Below are 20,232 nucleotides of genomic sequence, written 5' to 3' on the forward strand. Positions count from 1 at the left end.
GCGGCACGGACGTCTACGCGGTCTCCCGGCGCACCGGCGCGTTCCTCCTGATCGACCCGGCGGACGGCGCGACGCTGACCGCGGGCATGGTCGAGCTCAACTCCCCAGGCTGAGGCGGGGTTTGGGCGCGTCCGTCCGTCCGGTCTGCGGGCGGCGGCTGCCCGCCCGGTACGGCGCCGGCCAGGCGACGCCCGGTCCGTCGTAGCCCTGCTCGGCCGCCGCGTGCAGGGTCCAGTGCGGGTCGTAGAGGTGTGGGCGGGCGAGGGCGCACAGGTCCGTGCGCCCGGCCAGGATCAGGGAGTTGACGTCGTCCCAGGAGGAGATCGCGCCGACCGCGATCACCGGGATGCCGGTGGCGTGGCGGATGCGGTCCGCGTACGGCGTCTGGTACGACCGCCCGTACTCCGGTTGTTCGTCGGCCACGACCTGCCCGGTCGACACGTCGATCGCGTCGGCGCCGTGCGCGGCGAAGGCGCGGGCGATCTCGACGGCGTCCTCGGCCGTGTTCCCGCCCTCCGCCCAGTCAGTGGCGGAGATGCGGACGGTCAGGGGCTTCTCCTGCGGCCACACGCCCCGTACGGCGTCGAAGACCTCCAGCGGGAAGCGGAGCCGTTTCGCGAGCGAGCCGCCGTAGGCGTCGGTGCGGCGGTTGGTCAGCGGGGAGAGGAAGCCGGAGAGCAGGTAGCCGTGCGCGCAGTGCAGTTCGAGCAGGTCGAACCCGGCCCGGGCGGCCCGCCAGGCGGCGGACGTGAACTGTTCGCGCAGGTCGGTGAGTTGGGCACGGGACAGCTCGCGCGGGGTCTGGCTGTGCGGCTTGTAGGGGATCGGGGACGCGGCCACGAGCGGCCAGTTGCCGTCGTCCAGCGGTTCGTCGATGCCCTCCCACATGAGCTTGGTCGAGCCCTTGCGTCCGCTGTGGCCGAGCTGCACGCCGATCGCGGTGCCGGGCGCCTGCGCGTGCACGAACTCGGTGACCCGTTTCCAGGCCTCGGCCTGCTTGCCGGTGTAGAGGCCGGTGCAGCCGGGCGTGATCCGGCCCTCGGGGGACACGCACACCATCTCGGTCATCACCAGGCCGGCGCCGCCGAGGGCCCGTGCGCCCAGGTGGACGAGGTGGAAGTCGCCGGGGAGGCCGTCGGTGGCCGAGTACATGTCCATGGGGGAGACGACGACCCGGTTACGCAGGGTCAGGCCGCGCAGCCGGAGCGGGGTGAACATCGGGGGCGTGCCGGGCAGGCAGCCGAACTCGCGCTCGACGGCCTCCGTGAAGCGGGGGTCGCGCAGGCGGAGGTTGTCGTGGGTGACGCGGCGGCTGCGGGTAAGCAGGTTGAAGGCGAACTGGCGGGGCGGCTGGTCGAGGTGGAGAGCGAGGTTCTCGAACCACTCCAGGCTGGCGCGGGCCGCGCGCTGGGTCGAGGCGACGACGGGGCGCCGCTCCTCCTCGTATGCCGCCAACGCCCTTTCCAGGGAGTCCTGTTCCTCCAGACAGGCCGCCAGCGCGAGGGCGTCCTCGACGGCCAGCTTGGTGCCCGAGCCGATGGAGAAGTGCGCGGTGTGGGCGGCGTCGCCGAGCAGGACCACGTTGCCGTGCGACCAGCGCTCGTTGACCACCGTACGGAAGGTGCTCCAGGCGGAGTTGTTGGACCTGAGCGGCCGGCCGTCCAGCGCGTCCGCGAAGATCTTGGCGCAGCGCTCGATCGACTCCTGCGCGTCGAGTTCCTCGAAGCCCGCCGCCCGCCAGACTTCCTCCCGCATCTCGACGATCACGGTGGAGGCGCCGAATTGATTCTGTGGCCCGCAGGGCCTCGTTGAGGGGTGGTGGTCGGGAGACGGGCGGGCGTACGGGTAGCCGTGCAGTTGCATCACGCCGTGCTCGGTCTCGGCGATCTCGAAGCGGAAGGCGTCGAGGGCGAAGTCGGCGGCGAGCCAGATGTAACGGCAGTGGTGGGCGGTCACCTGGGGCCGGAACACCTGGGCGTACGCCTCGCGGGTGGTGCTGTGGACTCCGTCGGCGGCGATGACGAGGTCGTACGCCTCGGCCAGCCGGGCCGGTTGGGGCGCCTCGGAGTGGAAGCGGAGCTCTACGCCGAGTTCGCGGCAGCGGTTGTGCAGGATTTCGAGGAGGCGTTTGCGGCCGAGGGCGGCGAAACCGTGTCCTCCGGAGGTGTGGCGGGTGCCCCGGTGGACGATGTCGATGTCGTCCCAGCGGGTGAAGTGCTGTTGCAGGGCCGCGTAGACGTTCGGGTCGGCGTGTTCTATGCCGCCGAGGGTTTCGTCGGAGAGGACCACTCCGAAGCCGAAGGTGTCGTCGGGGGCGTTGCGTTCCCAGACCGTGACTTCGCGGTGGGGGCGGAGACGTTTCAGCAGGGCTGCGGCGTAGAGGCCGCCGGGGCCGCCGCCGATGATTGCGATGCGGTGGGGGTGGCTGGTCGTCTGGGGCGGCTGGGGGCCGGTGGGGGCTGAGCGCGCAGTTCCCCGCGCCCCTTTGGTCGGCATGGTTACCGCCCCTGCCATTTCGGGGGGCGCTTTTCCTTGAATGCTGCGTGGAACTCGGCGTAGTCCTCGCCGTTCATCAGGAGGGCCTGGGTCGAGGCGTCCAGTTCCACCGCTGCCGCCAACGGCATGTCCAGCTCGGATGTCAGGAGCGCCTTCGTCTGGGCGTACGCCAGTGCCGGGCCCTCGGCCAGGCGGTGGGCCAGGGACTGGGCGGCCTCGTCGGCGCGGCCCTCCTCGGTCATTTCGCTGATCAGGCCGATGCGCTCGGCCTCGGGGGCGCGGACCGGCTCGCCGAGCATGAGGAGGCGGGTGGCGTGGCCGAGGCCCACGACGCGGGGCAGCAGGTAGGCGGCGCCCATGTCGCCGCCGGAGAGGCCGACGCGGGTGAAGAGGAAGGCGAAGCGGGCCGAGGGGTCGGCGACCCGGAAGTCCGCGGCCAGGGCGAGCACCGCGCCGGCGCCCGCCGCCACTCCGTGCACCGCCGCGATCACGGGGAACGGGCACTCCCGTACGGCCCGCACCACCTGGCCGGTCATCCGGTTGAAGTCGAGGAGCTGGGCGGTGTCCATGGCCAGGGTGGCGCCGATGATCTCGTCGACGTCTCCGCCGGAGCAGAAGCCGCGCCCCTCCCCCGCCAGCACCAGGGCGCGCACGGACCGCTCCCGGGACAGTTCGGCGAGCAGGTCGCGCAGGTCGGCGTAGGCGCCGAAGGTGAGCGCGTTGAGCTTGTCGGGGCGGGCGAGGGTGACGGTGGCGACGCCGTCGGTGAGGTCGACGCGGAGGTGTTGCCAGTGGGGGGTGCGGGCGGCGGAGCCGGTGAAGGGACTCACGAGGTGCGGCCTCCTCGTTCGGTGGCGGGCACTGCCTCACGGAGCTCTGTCCTTCGCTCTGTCCTACGAAGCTATCACTCATCCGTGACTGTCGTCACGAGTGCGCGATACGTCGGGCGGGCGGTCGGGCGGTCGGGCGGTCGGGACATGACTCCGGATCTGACCCGGGCCCGTCACATCCGTCACGACTCGTCGACACACCCGTAACGGCGGGAGCAACCGCGCGAGGCCCGCCGTTCATCCGGGTAAGCCGCCCGCAACGGGGCCGAAGGTCCCGCACGGTGCCCGTCGGACGCCTCTGTCGGGCGGCGCCGTACCATTCATAAGGCTGAAAGCAGGACAGCCTGCTCATGAACGGACCCGCCTTGTACGAACGCCCCGCAGCCTCCGCCTCCTGGCGCATCGCGCTGCCGCACTCCGCCGCGGCCGTGCCGGTGGCCCGCGCCCTGGTGCGCACCGCGCTGGCCGAGCTGGAGCACGGGGCCGACAGCGACACCGCGGAACTGCTGACGGCGGAGCTGGTGGCGAACGCCGTGGAGCACACCGCAGGGGACGCGCCGATAGAGCTGGTGGTGGAGCTGCTGCCGAGCGGCTGCCAGGTCGAGGTGCACGACCCGGATCCGGCGCCGCCCGGCAACCTCACGCGCCCGGCGGCCGCCGAGCCCGACCCCTGGCAGGAGCACGGGCGTGGTCTGCTGCTGATCCGCGCCCTCAGCTCGTCCTGCGGTCACCGCCCCACCGAGTCCGGCAAGGCGGTGTGGTTCAGGCTGCCTACGGTGCCGCCTCAGCGGCGTCCGGTGTGACCGGCTGACGTCTGCCCGGGCCTGTTCAGGCCTGTTGAACCCATTCAGGCCAGGGTGGCCACCAGGACCGCCTTGATGGTGTGCATCCGGTTCTCGGCCTCGTCGAAGACGACCGAGTGCGGCGACTCGAAGACCTCGTCGGTCACCTCGAGGGACGTGCGGCCGTGGGTCTCGTAGATCTCCTGGCCGACCTTGGTGCCCAGGTCGTGGAAGGCCGGCAGGCAGTGCAGGAACTTCACGTCCGGGTTGCCGGTGGCGCGCAGGACGTCCATGGTCACGGCGTACGGGGCGAGGGCGGTGATCCGCTCGTCCCAGACCTCCTTGGGCTCGCCCATGGAGACCCAGACGTCGGTGGCGACGAAGTCGGCGCCCGCGACGCCCTCCTCGACGGACTCGGTGAGCAGGATGGCCGCCCCGCTGTCCTCGGCCAGCTTGCGGGCCCGGTCGACGACCTCGTCGGCGGGCCAGTACTCCTTGGGCGCGACGATACGGACGTCCAGGCCGAGCAGCGCGCCGGTGACCAGGTAGGAGTTGCCCATGTTGAACCGGGCGTCGCCGAGGTAGGCGAGGACGAAACCGTCGTCGACGAGGTCCTTGCTGCAGTGCTCGGTCATGGTCAGCACGTCGGCGAGCATCTGGGTGGGGTGCCACTCGTCGGTGAGGCCGTTGTAGACGGGCACGCCGGCATACGCGGCGAGCTCCTCGACCTTGGCCTGGCTGTCCCCGCGGTACTCGATCGCGTCGTACATCCGGCCCAGCACCCGCGCGGTGTCCTTCACGGACTCCTTGTGGCCGATCTGGGAGCCCGAGGGGTCGAGGTACGTCGTCGAGGCGCCCTGGTCGGCGGCGGCGACCTCGAACGCGCAGCGCGTGCGCGTCGAGGTCTTCTCGAAGATCAGGGCGATGTTCCGGCCCCGCAGGTACCGCGTCTCGGTCCCGGCCTTCTTGGCGGCCTTCAGCTCGGCGGCCAGCTCGATCAGGCCGCGGAACTCCTGCTCGGTGAAGTCGAGCTCCTTGAGGAAGTGGCGGCCGGCGAGGGCGGTCGGGACTGTCGCCATGGGGGGCGCTCCAGGGATATGAGAACAAGTACGCTGGAAGTCTATACGACGAGTGACATTTCTATACAGCCCCCGTACGGCCTCTACAGGCCTCTACAGGCCTCCATAGGCATCTATACGGCCTCGCGCTCGACCGGGCAGCTCATGCACCGGGGCCCGCCCCTGCCCCGCCCCAGCTCGCTCCCCGGGATCTCGATCACCTCGATGCCCTGTTTGCGCAGGTGGGTGTTGGTCGTGGCGTTGCGCTCGTAGGCGACGACGACGCCCGGTTCGACGGCCAGGACATTGCAGCCGTCGTCCCACTGCTCGCGCTCGGCCGCGTGCACGTCCTGGGTGGCGGTCAGGACGCGGATCTCGTTGAGGCCGAGCGCGGCGGCGATCGCGCGGTGCATGTGCTCCGGCGGGTGGTCGGTGACCTTGAGCTCCTTGTCGCCGACGCCCGGTTCGATGGTGTACGAGCGGAGCATGCCGAGCCCGGCGTACTGGGTGAAGGTGTCGCCGTCGACCATCGTCATCACGGTGTCGAGGTGCATGAAGGCGCGTCGCTTGGGCATGTCGAGGGCCACGATCGTCTGCGCGGAGCCCGCGTCGAACAGCTTGTGCGCGAGCATCTCGACGGCCTGGGGGGTGGTCCGCTCGCTCATGCCGATGAGCACCGCCCCGTTGCCGATGACGAGGACGTCCCCGCCCTCGATGGTCGACGGGTAGTCGGCCTGCCCCTGCGACCACACGTTGAACGTTTCGTCACGGAACAGCGGATGGTGCCGGTAGATCGCCTCGAAGTGCACGGTCTCGCGCTGCCGGGCCGGCCAGCGCATGGCGTTGATGGAGACGCCGTCGTAGATCCAGGCGGAGGTGTCGCGGGTGAAGAGGTGGTTGGGCAGCGGGCCGAGCAGGAAGTCGTCGAGCTCCATGACGTGGAAGCGCACGGAGGTCGGCTCCGCGTGCGCGTCCAGGAACTCCCGCTTGGTCATGCCGCCGACCAGCACCTCGGCCAGGTCGCGGGCGGGCAGGGTCTCGAAGGCGGCCCGGAGGTGGTCGGTGGCGAGCACCCCGTACTCCTTCTCGTCGAAGACCCGGTCCAGGACGAGGGCCCTGGCCGCCGGGATCTCCAGCGCCTCGCCGAGCAGGTCGCCGAAGAGGTGGACGGCGACGCCGCGGTCGCGCAGCACGTCGGCGAATCCGTCGTGCTCGGCGCGCGCCCGGCGCACCCACAGCACGTCGTCGAAGAGCAGGGCGGTCTTGTTGCTGGGGGTGAGCCTTTTGAGCTCGAGATCCGGCCGGTGCAGGATGACGCGGCGCAGCCGCCCGGCCTCGGAGTCGACATGCATTCCCATGCCTCCATCCTGACCATCGCAGGGCGTCTTGACCCGTCGCTCACGTGTTTCCGCGTCCACTTGTTTTCGTCCCCTTGACGATAATCACACCCGCCATTTATCGTCGTTTAGACGAAAAGCGAGGGGATCTTCATGGCTGACATCACCCGGCGCCTCGGCCTGCGCCACCTGCGCGGCGCACCGACGGCGCACATCCGGCACCACCGCGCGGGCCGGCTGCTGCACGACGGGCCGGGCCTGAGCTTCTGGTTCCGGTCGCTGACCGCCGCGCTGTCGGAGGTGCCGGTCGACGACCGGGAACTGGCGATGACGTTCCACGCCCGCACCTCCGACTTCCAGGACGTGGCGGTGCAGGCCACGGTCACCTACCGGATCGGCGACCCGGGTCTCGCCGCCGCCCGCCTCGACTTCTCCATCGACCCGGACACCGGCGGGTGGCGGGGCACGCCGCTGGAGCAGCTCGGCACGCTGCTCACCGAGACGGCCCAGCAGCACGCCCTGGACATCCTGGCGCGTACGCCGCTGGCTGCCGCGCTGGTCGACGGCGTGACCTCGGTGCGCGAGCGGATCGCGGCCGGCCTGGACGCCGAACCGCGGCTGCCCGCGACCGGCATCGAGGTGGTCGCCGTACGCGTGGTGGCGCTGCGGCCGGAGCCGGAGGTGGAGCGCGCGCTGCGCACCCCGGCCCGCGAGCAGATCCAGCAGGAGGCGGACCGGGCGACGTACGAACGAAGGGCCGTCGCGGTGGAACGGGAACGGGCCATCGCGGAGAACGAGCTGGCCAGCAAGATCGAACTGGCCCGGCGCGAGGAGCAGTTGGTCGACCAGCACGGCACGAACGCCCGGCGGGAGGCCGAGGAGCACGCGGCGGCGGACGCCGTACGGGCGCAGGCGGAGGCGGCACGGACGGTGCGGCTCGCGGAGGCCGAGGCGGCCCGTGCCGTACGGCTGTCCCGTGCGGAGGCGGAAGGGGCGCGCGAGGTCGGCGAGGCGCGGGCCCAGGCGCAGGCCGCGTGGCTGCGGGTGCACGCGGAGGTGGACGTGGCGACGCTGCACGCGCTCACGGGGACCCGGATCGCGGAGAACCTGCCGCGCGTCGAGAGCCTGACGGTGTCGCCGGACGTGCTGACCGGGCTGCTGGCCAAGCTGGGTGCGCGGGAGCGGGCGTGAGCCTGGCGCCGCGGGTGGTCGTCGTCCATCGCACCACGGAGTACGAGGAGTTGGTGGCCCGGCACGGCACCCACGGGCAGGCCGCCTTCTTCCTGTCCTCCCGGGGCCGGGACCTCGCCGAGCTCGCCGAACGGCACCGCCGGACGCGGCAGGCGCTGGCCGAGGTCGGCTCCGCGGTGCCGCTGACCTGGCGTCAGGCGCGGGTGGAGCGGGCGGACTTGGACCGGTTCCTGTTCGCGCCCGAGGACGTGGTGGTCGTGGTGGGGCAGGACGGTCTGGTGGCGAACGTCGCCAAGTACCTCGCGGGACAGCCGGTGGTGGGCATCGACACCGACCCCGGACGCAACCCGGGCGTGCTGGTCCGGCACCGCCCCAGGGACGCGGCGGCACTGCTGCCGGCCGTTCTCGCCCGCTCCGTCGGCGTCGAGGAGCGCACCATGGTCGAGGCCGTCGCCGACGACACCCAGCGGGTCGTCGCGCTCAACGAGATCTGTCTGGGAGCCGTCGGGCACCAGACAGTCAGATACCGCCTGGGCCTGGAGGGCGACGGGGGTGTCGTCGAGGCCCAGGCCTCGTCCGGGGTGCTGGTGGGCACGGGCACTGGGGCGACCGGGTGGATCCGGTCGGTGTGGCAGGAGCGCGGCGGCCACTGGCCGCTGCCCTCGCCCACCCAGGCGCGCCTGCTGTGGTTCGTGCGCGAGGCCTGGCCGTCCCCGGCCACCGGCACGTCGCTGGTGGCCGGGGAACTCACCGCGTCGGCCCGCCTGTCCCTCACCGTCGAGTCGGAGCGGCTCATCGCTTTCGGCGACGGCATGGAGACGGATGCGGTGGAGCTGACCTGGGGCCAGTCGGTGCGGGTGGGGGTGTGCGGGGAGCGGTTGCGGTTGGTGGGGTGAGGGAACGTGGCGGGCCGGGTCAGCCGCTGGGCTGGGGCTGGAGCAACTCGGGCCGGGCCAGCATACGGCGGGCCGCGCGGCCGGGGTCGAGGGTGGCGCGGGCGACGATCCAGCCCGCGAGGGAGTGCGGTTCGGCGGGGTCGGCGGCCAGTTCCTCGGCGTACCGGGCGAGCGCGGCGGCCGGGTCGCCGGCCGCGAGGTGCTCGTCGGCGGTGTGCGGGACTGCGGGGCGGACCGCGAAGGCGTGGGTGCGCACGTCCGGCCACGAGGTGCGGTCGGGTCGGAAGCGGGGGCTGTCCGCCGGGTGCGCCGCACCGTCCGTCGGAGCCACGTTGCGCAGCCGCCACTCGGTGCGGTGCAGGGCGGCGGCCGTACGGGCACGGGCGAGGGCGGACGCGGGGACCGGCTCCCGCAGCCAGCCGTCCAGCGTGCGCGCCAGGCCCGAGACCAGGGCACGCCCCTGAGCGGTGAGACGCCCCTCGGCCAGCAGGGTGCGCACGACGAGCCGGCTCTGCAGGCGACGCAACGCGAAGTGGTAACCGGCCTCCTCCTCAAGGCTCTCCTTCTCAACCCTCTCCTCCTCGACGCTCGCCTCCCCTACGGCCGCCCGGTCGTCCCGCGCGGTGGCCATGCGGTCGCGCCAGAAGCCCGCGACGCCCGTGAAGGCGTACGCGCCGTGCAGCAGGCCGGTGAGATGGCGGGGGTCGGGGCGCCACGGGGCGTAGTAGCGCTCGGCCCGGTCGTCGTCGAGGAGGGGGAAGAGGTGGAGGAGGGCGGCCAGCTTGCTGTGCTGGAACTCGTGGACCAGCGTTTCGGCGAGGGCGAGCGCGGAGGAAGGGCGGGCGATCACCATCGCGCCGAAGGAGTCGCCGCTGGAGGCGGAGGCCTGGACGGTAGGCGGGGCGGGAGGGAGCGTGCTCGTGCGGCCCCAGGGCACGACCGCCCGGATCCATGCCGGGTCGAGCCGCCCGGGCCCGACACCGCCGGGCGCGGCGAGTACGGCGACGGCCTCCTCGAACACCCGCTGCCACTCCTCCGCCTCGGCGGCGTCGAGCCGGGCCGGCGGCAGGGGGTCGTCCAGGTCGCGGTAGGGGTCGAGGTCGTCGAGCGGGATGGCGACAGGGCCGGAGGAGGTGACGTGGACCAGAGTGCGCAGCGGGAGCCAGCAGGCGTACGGCTGCTCACGGGCCGGGAGGGCGTCCCCGGCCGGTGCTTGTCCGGTGCGCAGCGGTTCCGTGGCCGGGCGGACGACCGAGGCGGGCGAACCGCCCTTCGAGCCCGGTCCGGAAAGGGACAGTTCACCGTTGTGCGTACGGGCCCGGCCGACCGTCAGCCCCGGTTCCGCGTCCGGGAGTCGGGCCAGTCCCAGTCCGGGAAGGGCGAGGCCGCCGTCAACGAGGGGAACCCGGAGGTCGGCCGCCGTGCCGGCCCGCAGGGAGGCCGAGAGTGCCAGGGCACACAGGTGGCCTGCCTCCGCCCACAAGGGCGGCCCCGGCGCGGTGCCGTGGAGCCGGCGCAGGACATGAGCGATCCAGGTACCCGTCGCCGGTGCCAGCAGCAGCCGGTCGACCGGCTCGGGCGTCCTCAAGGCCGCCTCCTTGAGGACGCTCCAGGCGTCGGCGGGCGCGGTGAGGGGCGTGGGGAGCGGGCCGAGACCGTCCAGCAGCGTACGCAGGAGCAGCAAGCGGCGCGCCCGCTCTCCCCGTTCGAGGAAGGCGACGGCCTCCGCGTCGCCGCCGCCGACGGCCAGTTCCGCGAAGAGCCGCTCGGGCATGCGGAAGGGGGCGTGGCGCAGCTCGCCGGGCATGGCACGGAACCTCTCCGGTCGTGGGTGGGGACATGCGGGCCACAGGGCCGCGCAGAAACGCTCGTCAGGTGCCTGTGCCGACCGGAGGCAGCTATTCGGCGCGGGCCCCGCCGCCGCCCTCTCCGCCGCCCCTCATACTGCTGCGTGCGCGAAGGACCTCCTCGAGAACGCGTGCGGTCGGCTGGAGCGGGGGCAGACCGTCCACGGAGGTCAAGGGCCACTCCGCGACGTCCGCGAGATCCGACTCCCAGGCACGGGTACCCACAACGGGGGCCGCCTCGGGGACGGCGGCTTCGGCGTTGTGCAGCGCGCTCGACTGCTCCAAGGTGTCTCCCCCCTTCGTGGTTCATGGTGGCACACGAGGCACCCGGGCTCGTCCGGAGCCCGCCGACCGCCAGATCATCGCACATGGCCGTCGGTGCTCCTGCCGGACTTGCGCGAGTGAGTCAATTCGCCCAAGGCAGCGGCCAGTTCGGCCTTCCGCTCCGGGTCGTTGTCGACCGACAGCACCGCGTCGTACAGCTCCCACAGCGACTCGGGCCGACGCCGGGCAAGCGCCGTGAGAATGCCGACCGCGTCGGTACGAGCTTTGTTGTGCCGCGGCAGCATGCCCACGGCTGCCGGGTCCAACGCGGCCACGACTGCCTGCCGTTCGGCAGGATCGGACATCAGCGGATAGGCGAGCAGCGCATCCACCGCCCGGCCCAGCGGGGATACCGCACGCTCGTGCGACGCCGGGCCGTCCGGCACTGCTGCCAGCGCCTCGGTGCGCTCCGGGCTGCGAAGGTGGATTTCGGGATGCTGGAGGGTGTGCCCGGTCTCCCGCAAGGTGCTGATCCTTTCCCTTACCGCGGTGAACAACTCCTCCGAGTCGGGGAGCGCGGGCAGGACGGACGAACGGTCCGTCAGAAGGTCGAGCAGCACGTCCGAGAAGAGGCCGGTGGCGCGCAAGGGATCATTGACCGCTCGACGGCCGCGGCCCGCGGCCCGCAGCAGTGTCTGCCGGTGCGCGAGAGTGCGCCGTCCCCCAGGGAGGGCGTCGGACGGCAGCGGGTCGCGGAAGGCAAGGGCCTCCTCGAACGTCTCGCACACGTCCACGATCCACAACTGCTCGGTGAATCCGGGAACGGCGTCGCTGGTGTAACGGGTGAGCGCGGACTCGAGGTCGATGGAGACCTTGTCGCTCGTGGTTGCGTCCGCGCAGAACAGCCGGAGATGACCGGCTCTGTCGAGGACGCCGTGCCCGCCCCACCAGACCCACAGGATGTCCCCCTGCGCCTCGGGGAGTTCGCGTACCAGGGCGCGGCGCAGCGTGGCCTGGTCGGCGGGTCGATGCCGGACGCCGGGCGCGAAGGGAGGCAACGGGGCCAGGTGGAGGTGCAGTTGGTCGTCCGGCACACCGGCGGCACGGAGCAGCCGGTGGAAGGCGACGGCATCGCGGGCGGGCCCGGGCAGATCCCAGGCGGTGCCCGCCTCATACGCCTCGATGCCGACGATCAGCGCGTGCACCCGGGTGGAACGGGCCCGGGACGCGGGGCCGTCGGGGCCGGTCACGGCAGACGCTCCGCGATGAGTCGGTACACGTCCGGGTTCGTCCAGTAGGCGCTGTGTGCGGCGGGAAACGGCTGTCCGCTGTGGACGGCCGCGTCGGTGACCCGCCCGGGAAAGAGACCGGCACCGAGGTAGCTCAGCAGATCGTGCGGGTCGTAGAGGTTCAGCCAGTCCGGTACATGAGGTGGCAGTGGTGCGGGGTGGGCGAGGGAGGGCAGGGAGCCTGACTCGTAGAGAAAGGGGCCTTGGGAGCCCACCGTGACCAGGAGTCGGACCTGTGGCAGCTCCGTGGCGACGAGGGTGTCGAGGGCGATGACTCCGCCGAGACTGTGCCCGACCAAGGTCACCGGCGGTTCGAGGTCCGCCAGCAGGCCACGCAGGTCGACCCGGACGGGCTCGCCCCGGCACAGGTAGCGCAGTACGTCGCCCGCTGCCGGGTGGGCGGCCTGGGTGAGGGCGTGACGGCGACGTACCACGGCACGGGACACCATGGCTCCCGCCACCCCCGACAGGCGTGACCGCACACCTCGTTCGGCGCCCTTCGGCGCGGCACCGAGGAACTGTGCGAGGTGCTCGACAAGCTCATCACGACAGTGGCCGTGCGGGACGAGCGGGTCGCCGGAGTCGAGAGCCTCCGCGATGCAGCGGGCGACCAGGGCCCGGGCGACGAGCACCGCGAGGTCGTCCTGGCCGAGGGCTTCGGCGGCGGGACCCAGCAGTGGGTGGGCGCGCAGGCGGCTCGCGGCGTCCGCCACATCGGCACCCCACTCGGTCGACAGGTCGCCGCCCTGGGCGGTCAGAGCGGTCAGACGTTCCTGGATCGGCTGTTCGGGCAGGACCGAGCCCGGGGGCCGCTCGACGGGATTGCGTGCGGCCGCGGCAGCGAGGGCGAGTTCGGCATCGGGGTCCGCGTAGAGGGTGGCCCAGGCGACCAGGTCACCGTCCGGCGCCGGTGCGAGCGACGCGACCCCGTCGAAGGATCCGCTGATCCCGCGACCGGTGCCCGCTTCCGGGGGCAGGCTCGCGCCGCCCGCCGCGAGCGTGGCGCCGTGGGTCCCGCCCCAGTAGTACGGCACGATGCGCAACCCGTCCCGCAGCGCGGTGAGCCCGGTGGTCACGCGTCCCGTCAGCGCAGAGAAGCCGGGGCGGCGCACGCCGGTCCCGTGGATGAGGACAACCGTCGACATCAGGCCTCGCCTTCGGGTGGGGGGAAGCCGGCGCTTCCCGGTGCTGGTCACCGCGGTCTGCGTCTGGAGCGGTCTACGTCTGGAGCGGGCGTCTAGAGCGGGCGTCTAGAGCGGGACGGGCGACAGGTCGCACTCGATGCGGCGTCGTTGACGGGCCGCGACGAGCCAGGGGTGGTCGGCGCGGACCACGCGGGTGAAGCCCTCCACAGCCTTTCGCTGCACCTCGTCGGCCTCCTCCCCGCGGCCCAGGCCGCGCAGGTCGAGGGCGAGGTTGGCCGTGCACGACAGGGTCAGCGGGTGCGCCTCGCCCGCGGTCTCGGCGAGCAGCGGCAGATTGGCGGCGTCGATCCCGTGCGCCCGCTCGAAGTCGAGGCCCGCGTAAGCCGTGTTGGCCTGGCCGAGGGAGACGGTCAGTGTGGTGATGTGACGCGGTCCCACCGTCTCACCGAGTCTGCGGGCCGCGTCGTCCTCCAGATCCCGGGCGTGATCCAGGGCACCGAGCGCACGCTGGGTGGCGGCCAGATTGGCCTTGGTCAGCAGGGTGTACGCGTGGTCCTCGCCAAGGCGCTGCTGGTATCGCCGCAGTGTGTCCTCGGCCAGTCGGCGGGAACTGTCGAGGTCACCGGCCAGACGGCGGTCGACGGACACGTTGTTCGCCGTCTGCAGCGAGTCGAAGTGGTCCGGTCCGTAACGGGCGACGAAGCTCCGCAGCGTTGACTCGGAGAGCCCGGAGGCCTCGGCGAGCGCCCCGTCACGACGCCGGCAGACGGCGAGGGTACGGGCGATGCGCAGGGCGAGCGGGTTCTCCTCGCCGAGTGCGGTGCGTGCCCGGCGGTGGATGTCCTCCTGGAAGTCGCGGGCGGCCGGGTGGTCGCCGGCCTCCAGCATGTCGAGAGCGATGGCGTTGAGGCTGTTGAGGGTGAAGAAGTTCGCGGGGCCGAACAGCAGGTCGCGCAGCCTGGCGTTCTCCTGGTCCAGCCGCAGCGCCTCCGTGAACTGACCGCACAGCCGCAGGGCCACACCCCAGGTGTGAGTGGCGCGCAGCGTGGCGGGGTCGTCCGGACCGAACAAGGACCGGGCCAGTTCCGTGGCCTCCTCGCTGAGGTCGCGCGCCTCCCGGAACCGGCCCTGGTAGCCGCGGGCGTCGGCCAGGTCGCACAGGGAGTCGATCAGTTCCTCGGGGTCGACCTGCGTGCGGCGGGACACCTCCAGTGCCTGCTCGCTGAGCGTTATGGACTCGGGCACCTCACCGATCTGACGGAGCAGGAACGACAGGCTCTTCGTCATACGGATGACGTGGATGTTCTCCTCGCCCGAGGCCGCGAGCCAGGCGTGCCATGCCTGGCGCGCGAAGTCGGCGGCGCCCGCGTGGTCGCCCCAGTAGTAGAGGAACCACACGGTGTCCTGGACCAGTTCCCGCACCCAGGTGTCGGTGCTGGTCACCGCCCGCGACGTGAGCACGTGGGGCAGCAGCGCCTGGTAGGCGCGCCACTCCAATGACGAGCCGAACGGTCCTCGTTTGGCCGCCGACAGCAACTGATGCGCGGCACCCCGCATCCGCTCCCGCTCCTCGGGGCTCAGCTTGGCCAGAAGCACCGTCTGCAGCAGACGGTGCATCTGAAGCGTGTCGGAGCGCGGGTCGACCTTCACCAAGGAGAACTGGCTGAGGTCACGCACTGCGCGGTTGAATTTGATCGACTCGCGTAGCAGCGGGTCGATCTCGGGGGTGATGTTGACGCCGCGGCTGCCGCGCAGCATCGAACGCGGGATGGGCTCGGGAGCCATGCTGGCGCATATGTCGAGGAGTTGGCGGGCGCCCGGGTTGCTCTCCCTGAGCCGCTCCAGCGAGATGTCCCAGGCCGCGGCGACGGAGACCGGGTAGTCGGGGGCCGGGTCGAGTTCGAGGATCTCCGGGCTGCGCTGGTCGAGCAGCTGGAGGTACTCGTCGACCTGCATGCCGGTGACGGCGTGCCAGGTACCCGCCTGTTCCACGGCGAGGGGAAGGTCACCGAGGGCCTCGGCGAGCCGGTCGGCGTCCCCGGTGGACAGGTCGTGCGAGCGCTTCTGCAGCAGCTCGACGGACTCCTCACGCTCGAAGACATTCACCGGCAGCGGGGTGGCAACGCGTTCCCAGGCACGGTTGCGAGAGGTGACGACGATCTTCCCCGGCCCGTTGGACGGGAAGAAGTTCCGTACCATCTCGACGTCCTCGGCATTGTCGAAGACGAGCAGCCAGTTGTCGTAGGGCACTCCGGTGCGCAGCGCCTCCAGGGCCGCGGGCACGGCCGTGCCCGCGGCCGGGGCGCCCACGCTGTCCCGCTCAGTGGGGGCGACACCCAGCTGGACCGCCAGGGTGGCCAGCCCGGCGAGGACGAGGCTTTCCCGTTCGGCGGGGATCCAGCAGATCACCTTGTAGTCGTGCTGGTGGGTGTAGACGTATTCGAGCGCAAGCTGGGACTTGCCGACCCCGCCCATGCCGTGCAGCGCGTGTGGCAGTACGGCCGCGGTGTCCTGGGCACCCAGCTGTTCCTCCACGGACCTCAGCAGCGCCTGGCGGCCGACGAACGTCGTGTTCCGCAGGGGGACGTTCACCAGAAGGGCAGGCGTTCCCGCCGAGTTCGTGTTCATGCCCGGCCGTGCCTCCGTCGGGTGCTGGGTCAGGTAGGAGCGTGCCGACGCCGCGTCCACGAGGGGTGCCTCGCGGACCGGCGCGTTCTTATGCGGGGGCGGTCCTGGCGTCCCTCGGTTCACGTTCGGTTCGATGCGGCGGGCGCGCTCGGAGTACGGTCCCGCCAGTGCGCGCATGACGGCCAGCTCACTGCGCACCCATCCGTGCTCGGCCGGGTCGGGGAGCGTCGTCCCCGTCGGATTGCGCAGGGCGGCACGTAATGCGACGCCCCGCTCGCCCGCGGCGGGCAGCTCGCCCACCAGGGCGACGGTGCGGGCGAGTTGACTGCGGGTGGTCGTGGCGAGCAGTGCCTCGCGGATCCCGTCCGCGAATTCGGGGTGTCCCCCGCCGCCGTCCCATTCGATCAGTCCGCCCATGAGGATTTCGGCGAGGTGGTCGTGGCTGGTCTCCGGTTTGGTGCGCCGCCGCAGCTGCTCGACAAGGTCGAAGTCGAGTGGGATGACGGCGAGTTGGGTGGCCAGTCGGCGCGCGGCCGGTGTGGCGAGGGTGAAGAAGTGGCGTACGGCTGCGGTGGCGGCGCCGGGGAGACGCGGGGCACGCAGTCCGGGGGCGGGCGCGCCTTTGGTGAGCGTGCCCACCAAGACAGCCGGCAGGTCGCGGCGCACTCCTCGTTCCCCGGTCACGATGTCGGCCCAGGCGGCCAGGGAACCGGGCTTGAGGGACAGTACGGGCACCGGCATGGAGCCCTCGCCGCCGGGCAGCGGTCGCATCGGGTCGGGACCGCCCGGCGGAGCCCGGTGGGTGAGGGCGTCGTTGGGTGCGCCGAATCCACCCGCCTCCAGGACGGCCGGGTACGGGTAGAGCGAGGAGCGGTGGCGCAGATGGGGCGGAAGCAGATGCACGAGGGCCGTGGGCCCGGCCCGGCCGAGGCGGTCGAGCAGATGGTCGGCGGCGGGCCGGGTCCAGCCATGGCGCAGGCCGTCCGTGACGACGAGGAAGATCCGGTCTCCCTTGCCGTTGAGGATCTCTCCGGGATCCATCGTGGCCCGGGCCGCACCCCACCGCAGCCTCGGCTCCCCGGCGAGCGGCATGTCGACCTTGACGGTACGTACGGCCCGGAAGGCGCCGCTGTGTTCGGCGGCGGCCAAGAGGCCTGTCGTCTCCTCGTCCCGTATGGCCATGGTGGGAGCGTCGTCGACGAGGACGACCAGTTCGAACGCCGTGGCGTCGGCGGGGCGGAACCAAGGTATCCACAGCTCGTCGAAGACGCCCCGCTCCGCCGTGACCTCTTCGTCCAGTTGTACGGCGTCACGGGACGGCACCTGACGGGCGAGCCGGTGCAGGGCGCGGGCCAGCGCCGCGGATCGGCCGCCGTGCATCGCCTTGCCGGGCTTTGGCCGAGGCAGGGTGGGCAGGCCCAGACGTACCTGGTCGGGACCTTCCGGGTCCGGGGAGAACAACGGGTGCGTGGCGACGCCGTCGTCGCTCGGCGGCGTCGGCTGCTCGTCCGGGGACCGCCCGGTCACGGCGGGCTCCTGCGGGTGGCCGCCCTGCTCGCCGATGTCCGCCGGTGGACTCTCCGCCGTCGTGGGCCGGCCTGCGCGAATCCAGTGAGCGCTCAGCCAGACGGCGTCCGCCAGCTCCTGCCAGTGCGGAAGGAACTCAGAACGGTCCGTGGCGGGGCGCGCCGGATCCGAGCGCGCCGTGGTTCCCTGACCGACGCCGCCACGGCCCGTACCTGGCGCGCGCTCGCGGGGGAAACCGTCCATTCAGCGGCCTTTCGCAAGGTCACGCAGCAGCATTTCCAGGAGTTTGCGCCCACCCGCGTGGGCACGGAACGTACCCGCGGTGGTCACCTGCACGGCGTTGAGGAGCTGGTCCAGCGAATGCGTTCCGCCCGCCTCGACCCGTTTGACGAACAGGTCGACCAGGGCCTCTGCATCCGGCGGCCGTACCCTGAGGTGGCTGTCCACGATGGCGAGCAGTTGTTCCCGGGTCGGGGTGCGCATTTCCAGTGGAAGGCAGCGCCTGCGGAAAGCGGCCGGGAACTCCCGCTCACCGTTGCTGGTGATGACCACGACCGGGAACTCCCGGCATTCCACCCGCCCTTGCCGTAACTCGGCGAAGCACCCCGGGTCGCTGGTCTGCACGCGCGCGGTGTCGGACGTGTCGCGCACCAGCTCGGGAATCTCGTAACTGCCGTTCTCCAGGACGTGCAACAGGTCGTTGGGCAGGTCGATGTCGCTCTTGTCGAGTTCGTCGACGAGCAGGACGCGAGGGCGGTCGTAGGGCAGCAGCGCGGTGCCCAGGGCACCCAGGGTGATGAAGCCACCCAGGGTCGGCGCCGGTTGACCGTCCGCGCCCCGGATGTCGTCGGGAGTGGTTTCGGCAGGGCGTAGACCGGCTCGCCATGCGGCGATGGCCTGGGCGCGGCCCAGAGCGTCGTGGGAGTAGAGGCCGTCACGCAGAGTGGTGCGGCTGACGATGTTCCATTCCAGCACGCGTCCCAGACCGAGCTCGCGGGAAATCAGGTAGGCGAGCGTGGACTTGCCGACGCCGGGTGCACCGGTCACCAACAAAGGGCGGCGCAGCAGCAGGGCGGCATTGACGGTGTCGATGCTCTCCGAGTCGAGCTGTGGCATCGCGTCGACGTTTCCGAGGCGGCGCAGTGCGGCCTGCTCGTCGTCGGGCGGCGGGGGCTGCGGCGGGCCGCCGCGGAACCGGCGCCACGGCGGAGCGGGCCGCAGGGCGGGGGGCGACCCGATCGGGACGGCCCCAGTGGCACGGAAGACGCGCCAGTCCTCCCCGTCCGCGGTTTCCGGCGCGCTCATACCGGCGTCTCCTCGCTGTCGATGGTGTCGATGTCGTCGGAATACCCGATGCCGTGCTCGTACTCAAGGCCGTAGTCGGCGGCTGTCTGGATGTCGACCAGCCGGTTGGGGTCGTCCCAGAAGAAGGCGATGTGCCTGCCCAGCAGCAGGGGCCCCGCGACGTTGAGTTCGGCCCTGCGCCGGAGCTGGTGGATCACGACCGGAAGCCGGGCCGGCTGCTGCACGGCGGCGAACACGGCCGTCACCACCTCCCTCCGCTCCTCCGGGAACTCACCTCTGCGGTCCCAGACCGCGAGGCCGATCCCCTCGGCGATGGCGGCCTTGAGCGCCTCCGTCGCGGCGCCTCCGTCAGGGGCGTCGAGCACCGCGGCGGTGCGGCTCGGCTCGGCCGCGAGGGTGGCCTGCCACTCTTCGAGTCCGCCGGTGTCGGCCGTTCGCCAACCGTGGACGGTGATCCCGCGCTGCTGCAGTGTGTTCCACCGGTCCTGCCACTGTGCCCTGACCAGGACGTCGTCGGTGCGCATCCGCTCCAGGCTGCGCAGGTGCACCCCGTACTTCAGCCCGAGGGGCAGCGGCTTGCCGTCCCCCGAGCGAACGGTCAGGCCGGCCACATTGTGGTTGAGTAAGTCATAGGGGAGGACGAACTCGACGTAAGGCGGCGTGGGTTCACTGCCGTCGGACCTCGGCTCGTTCGGTGCGGAGTACAACCGGAGGACCTGTCGCAGAGCTCGCTCGACCGCGCTGCCGAGCCCGTCGAGGCTGGTTGTCTCGGGATCAGCCGGTTGCGGGCGCCAGTGGCCCGCGACCGTGTTGAGCCAGGGCCGGACGACGACGTCCCCCGAGCCGTCGCGGGCCGGCTCGACGGCCACGACCAGACATCTGGGGATCGTCGGATCCGGGTCGGCGGCGTCGGCCCGGGCGAGCCGGCGCCGTTCCAGCGCGGTGAGGAGTCCGCTTCGCTCCGCCCAGCTGTGGGCCCACAGGGACAGAGCGCGTTGCCAGCCCGGGACTCCGGTCAGCTCGGCGGCCTGGTCCATGAGAAGTACGGCGGGCGGCAGTCCGTCCGGCTGGACGTTCAACTCCGCTGTGTACGCGAAGAGCTGATGGAGCGAAAGGCCGGGGGGCAGGTCGTGGTGCAGCTCCGTGACGAGCCCGTCCCGCAGCCGGGCCCCGGACAGCCTCCCCTCGACGGCGTCCAGGAGGGCGAGCGCGGAATGCACGTCGTCGTGGGTCAGGGGGCCGGGCAGTGGCTCGGCGAGCGCGGTCCGGCCCGCGAAGACCAGTAACTGCTCCAGTTCGGCGGCCGCCTCGGCGCCTTCGAAGACGCGCACCACATCAGTCAGCACACGCTCGCCCTCGGGCACGTTCAGCGCCGCCTGCACCAGCGCGATCACGTCCTCGCGCTGCTTGGTGCCGCGCAGGTCGACATGCACGCTCAGCTGGTCCGAGAGCACCCTGGCGAAGAAACCGCGCCCGGCCTGGTCCTCCAGGCAACTCAGCTCACACAGGGCCTCTGTCAGGCGGAACAGCAGGTCCCTTCCCGGCGCACGCCCGAACTCGCCCGATCCCGCCGCTGTCTCCACCGACCTTCCCCCACGAGCCGGTACACCTGACTGGACCAGCGAACGTAGCACGTT

14 protein-coding genes are annotated in these 20,232 nt (G+C 71.9%); 3 read left to right on the forward strand and 11 right to left on the reverse strand.

Going from position 1 to position 20,232, the window contains the following annotated elements:
* Positions 1–96: 96 nt before the first annotated feature.
* Positions 97–2,514 carry a bifunctional salicylyl-CoA 5-hydroxylase/oxidoreductase gene (locus tag AC5P09_RS23355; protein ID WP_493875730.1) on the reverse strand — a complete coding sequence of 806 codons (2,418 nt, stop codon included), beginning with the start codon at positions 2,512–2,514 and terminating at the stop codon, positions 97–99.
* The gene (locus AC5P09_RS23360; RefSeq protein ID WP_493875731.1) at positions 2,499–3,326 is read right to left on the reverse strand and encodes an enoyl-CoA hydratase family protein; all 828 of its coding nucleotides are present in this window, start codon (positions 3,324–3,326) and stop codon (positions 2,499–2,501) included. Before AC5P09_RS23360 ends, AC5P09_RS23355 begins: the two co-directional genes overlap by 16 nt.
* A 350-nt stretch (positions 3,327–3,676) precedes the next feature.
* On the opposite strand from AC5P09_RS23360, the gene AC5P09_RS23365 reads away from it, so the two are divergent.
* Positions 3,677–4,129, forward strand: a complete 453-nt coding sequence (locus AC5P09_RS23365) for an ATP-binding protein (protein WP_307677846.1) — start codon at positions 3,677–3,679, stop codon at positions 4,127–4,129.
* A 44-nt stretch (positions 4,130–4,173) separates the two neighbouring features.
* Here the strand turns inward: AC5P09_RS23365 and argF are convergent, their stop codons facing one another.
* The gene (gene argF, locus AC5P09_RS23370) at positions 4,174–5,187 is read right to left on the reverse strand and encodes an ornithine carbamoyltransferase (RefSeq protein WP_493875732.1); all 1,014 of its coding nucleotides are present in this window, start codon (positions 5,185–5,187) and stop codon (positions 4,174–4,176) included.
* A 113-nt stretch (positions 5,188–5,300) separates the two neighbouring features.
* Complete coding sequence (locus AC5P09_RS23375; RefSeq protein ID WP_493875733.1) at positions 5,301–6,524, reverse strand: arginine deiminase; 1,224 nt, start codon at positions 6,522–6,524, stop codon at positions 5,301–5,303.
* A gap of 132 nt (positions 6,525–6,656) precedes the next feature.
* On the opposite strand from AC5P09_RS23375, the gene AC5P09_RS23380 reads away from it, so the two are divergent.
* Together AC5P09_RS23380 and AC5P09_RS23385 are read left to right on the forward strand one after the other, a co-directional pair.
* Positions 6,657–7,694, forward strand: coding sequence for an SPFH domain-containing protein (locus AC5P09_RS23380; RefSeq protein WP_493875734.1), 1,038 nt, complete (start codon positions 6,657–6,659; stop codon positions 7,692–7,694).
* Complete coding sequence (locus tag AC5P09_RS23385) at positions 7,691–8,590, forward strand: hypothetical protein (protein ID WP_493875735.1); 900 nt, start codon at positions 7,691–7,693, stop codon at positions 8,588–8,590. Before AC5P09_RS23380 ends, AC5P09_RS23385 begins: the two co-directional genes overlap by 4 nt.
* A gap of 19 nt (positions 8,591–8,609) precedes the next feature.
* On the opposite strand, the gene AC5P09_RS23390 is transcribed toward AC5P09_RS23385, so the two are convergent.
* The 7 genes from AC5P09_RS23390 to AC5P09_RS23420 all read right to left on the reverse strand — a co-directional run bounded on the left by AC5P09_RS23390 (position 8,610) and on the right by AC5P09_RS23420 (position 20,178).
* Complete coding sequence (locus AC5P09_RS23390) at positions 8,610–10,397, reverse strand: HEXXH motif domain-containing protein (protein ID WP_493875736.1); 1,788 nt, start codon at positions 10,395–10,397, stop codon at positions 8,610–8,612.
* A 91-nt stretch (positions 10,398–10,488) separates the two neighbouring features.
* Positions 10,489–10,722 carry a hypothetical protein gene (locus tag AC5P09_RS23395; RefSeq protein WP_493875737.1) on the reverse strand — a complete coding sequence of 78 codons (234 nt, stop codon included), beginning with the start codon at positions 10,720–10,722 and terminating at the stop codon, positions 10,489–10,491.
* Positions 10,723–10,796: 74 nt separating this feature from the next.
* On the reverse strand, positions 10,797–11,951 hold the full coding sequence (locus tag AC5P09_RS23400) for an effector-associated domain 2-containing protein (protein WP_493875738.1): 1,155 nt from the start codon (positions 11,949–11,951) through the stop codon (positions 10,797–10,799).
* Positions 11,948–13,135 carry an alpha/beta fold hydrolase gene (locus AC5P09_RS23405; protein ID WP_493875739.1) on the reverse strand — a complete coding sequence of 396 codons (1,188 nt, stop codon included), beginning with the start codon at positions 13,133–13,135 and terminating at the stop codon, positions 11,948–11,950. Before AC5P09_RS23405 ends, AC5P09_RS23400 begins: the two co-directional genes overlap by 4 nt.
* Positions 13,136–13,240: 105 nt before the next feature.
* Positions 13,241–17,533, reverse strand: a complete 4,293-nt coding sequence (gene fxsT / locus AC5P09_RS23410) for an FxSxx-COOH system tetratricopeptide repeat protein (RefSeq protein ID WP_493875740.1) — start codon at positions 17,531–17,533, stop codon at positions 13,241–13,243.
* Positions 17,534–18,595, reverse strand: a complete 1,062-nt coding sequence (locus tag AC5P09_RS23415; protein WP_493875741.1) for an AAA family ATPase — start codon at positions 18,593–18,595, stop codon at positions 17,534–17,536. It abuts the gene before it with no gap.
* Positions 18,592–20,178, reverse strand: coding sequence for a VMAP-C domain-containing protein (locus AC5P09_RS23420; RefSeq protein WP_493875742.1), 1,587 nt, complete (start codon positions 20,176–20,178; stop codon positions 18,592–18,594). The genes AC5P09_RS23415 and AC5P09_RS23420 overlap by 4 nt, the downstream gene beginning before the upstream one ends.
* Positions 20,179–20,232: the final 54 nt, after the last annotated feature.

The organism is Streptomyces sp. a15 (genome assembly GCF_059026085.1).